Annotated in this window: 1 pseudogene; it reads right to left on the bottom strand. The window is 65.0% G+C overall.

The features are described from left to right. Window positions 1-147 precede the first annotated feature (147 nt). Window positions 148-468, bottom strand: a pseudogene (locus ENZ75_RS33940) (hypothetical protein); the annotation flags it as partial.

The raw sequence follows: 468 nt of genomic DNA, 5'->3' as shown, positions 1-468 counted from the left end.
GTTTAGGTTGCCGTGAACCTTTTCAGGGTTCGACGCGACTGACGAGTATGCAGGCTCCCACTCCCTGCCGGATCCCCCCGGCCCGCCTGCACTCTGCCCGGTCCTCCCAGGACCGGGCTTTTCTCTTTCTACCTCAGCGAAGACCGCCTACCGCCGGTCCATGTCCCGCTTAAACTGGTCGAAGATTGTCTCCACGCCCTTCTGGTAGTCATCACGCTGCTGGGCGCCGGTTTCGAACATCTTGCCGAACAGGTCGTCGAACGGGTTTTTCGGCCGGCCGCTCGGATTGGCCTGTGGCTGCGGTGCCTGACGTTGCGGGGGCGCTTGAGGCTGTTGCGGCGCCGGCTGTCCGCCGGGGATGCCGCCTAAGCCACCGCCACCTTGCCGCAGCATCTCCTCGAAGATTTTCCCCAGCGGATTGTCTCCGTAGGGGCTTTGCGTCTGCTGGGGCTGCGGCTGCGCCCGCCC

The organism is Mesorhizobium sp. M7A.F.Ca.CA.002.04.1.1 (genome assembly GCF_004022805.1).
Classification (GTDB): Bacteria; Pseudomonadota; Alphaproteobacteria; order Rhizobiales; family Rhizobiaceae; genus Mesorhizobium; species Mesorhizobium ciceri.
This window is presented reverse-complemented; position numbering and strand designations above follow the sequence as displayed.